Origin of the sequence: Streptomyces swartbergensis (genome assembly GCF_002148965.1) — a bacterium.
In the GTDB taxonomy this organism is placed as follows: Bacteria; Actinomycetota; Actinomycetes; order Streptomycetales; family Streptomycetaceae; genus Streptomyces; species Streptomyces swartbergensis.
In genome coordinates this window covers 1-1,472 of record NZ_NGFN01000687.1, presented here as the reverse complement: position 1 = coordinate 1,472, position 1,472 = coordinate 1, and the positions used below count along the sequence as shown (strand labels likewise).

The following is a 1,472-nucleotide window of genomic DNA, read 5'->3' as shown; positions in this document are numbered from 1 at the left end:
GGGACGGGAGGGCCGCGTCGCCGGCTTCCCGAGTGGTCGTGCTCGCGGTCGACTCGGACTGCTGCGTCATCGAGGAGGCTCCCATCGCTGAGCTTCTTCGCGGAGATCGTCGAAGGCCGACTTCAGTTGGATCAACGAGCGTTGCACGTGCGGCAGTTCCAACGGCGTGGGTGAGGTGAGGCATTCCGCGCGTTCCGTGTCGGAGCCGGCCAGCAGTGCGCCGGTCGAGAGCCGCACGCGCGGGGTTTCGAGCTCGTCGCCGAAGCGGTGACCGCCCGGTGCGGGCATGCTGAGACGGGCGGAGAGGAAGTCCTCCAGTTCCTGTGTGTCGCCGACGCCGTGCGCGGTCAACGCGGGGCTCAGCGGAGAGAGGTCGACGTAGAGATGACGGCCGGCCTGCGGGGGCCGGGCGAGGGCGCCGGCCGCGACGACGGCGGCGTGCGCCTCGGCGGCCAGGCGCGCGTGCAGGCGCACGGCGGTGGTGACGCGCGCGGTAACCGCTTCCGGTTCCCGCAGCGCGTATGCGGCCGCCGCGGCGATGGGAGCGGCGACCCGGGCGTCGAGCGCGGTGAGGACGTCGAGCACGCGCGCGTGGAGGCCGTCGGCGTCCGCTCCGGCCGGGAAGCGGGCCACCGCGGCCGGCCAGCCGGGCGGGAGCAGGGCACCGGCCAGGTCGGTGACGACGGTGACCCGGTCGGGCAGCATCTCGGCGGGGCTGAGCAGCACGGTGTCGTGCGGGTCGTGCAGGGTGTCGCGCCAGGTCTCGTCGCTGACCAGGTGCAGGCCCTCCTCCTGGGCGGCCTCGACGGTCTCGTGCAGCAGTTCGGGAGGGGCGACGGTGGCCGTGGGGTCGTCGGCGACGGACAGCACGACCAGGCGCGGATCACCGCCCTCGGCTCGGACCCGGCGCACGGTCTCCAGCAGGGCGTACGGGTCGGGCACCCCGCCGCTCTCCGGCGGAGTCGGCACGTGGAAGGCGGGGCGTCCCAGCAGGCGGGCGTACGGGGCCCACCAGGCGGCACAGGGTCTCGGCACGAGGACGTCACCGCCGAGGGCGGCGGTCAGGGCGAGCAGCAGCGCGGGCGCGCCGGGCCCGGCGGCCACCCGGCCGGGGTCGCAGCGCAGTCCGCGCCGGTCCCAGTAGCCGCAGGCGGCCTCGCGCAGGGCCGGTCCGCCGCCGACCGGCTCGTGGTCGCCCCGGGACGCCGCGGCGGCGAGCACGGTGGACAGCTCCGGCAGCACGGGCAGTCCGTCGTCGGGGATGGGCGGCCCGAACCGGACGGGGCCGTGGCCTTCCGGGTCCGTCCGCCGCATCCGTACCTCCGCAGTGCCTGGTGCCGTGTCCTGTCGACCTCGCCCGTACCCTCGGCCACTGAGTACCCACGGTGCCGCCGCCCCATGGGCGCCGGCCGGGTCGTGACGGTCACAGCATGAGCGGGCCGGGGCGGGGAAGCAGGGGGCTTCCGGGGCGG

The 1,472-nt window shown here is 76.0% G+C and carries 1 protein-coding gene; it reads right to left on the bottom strand.

What is annotated here, in order from left to right; all coding sequences use genetic code 11:
- Positions 1 to 66: 66 nt before the first annotated feature.
- Entirely contained in the window at positions 67 to 1,314 is a 1,248-nt protein-coding gene (locus CA983_RS43575) for an aminotransferase class I/II-fold pyridoxal phosphate-dependent enzyme (RefSeq protein WP_086606103.1), read from the bottom strand.
- Between the last annotated feature and the right edge of the window lie 158 nt (positions 1,315 to 1,472).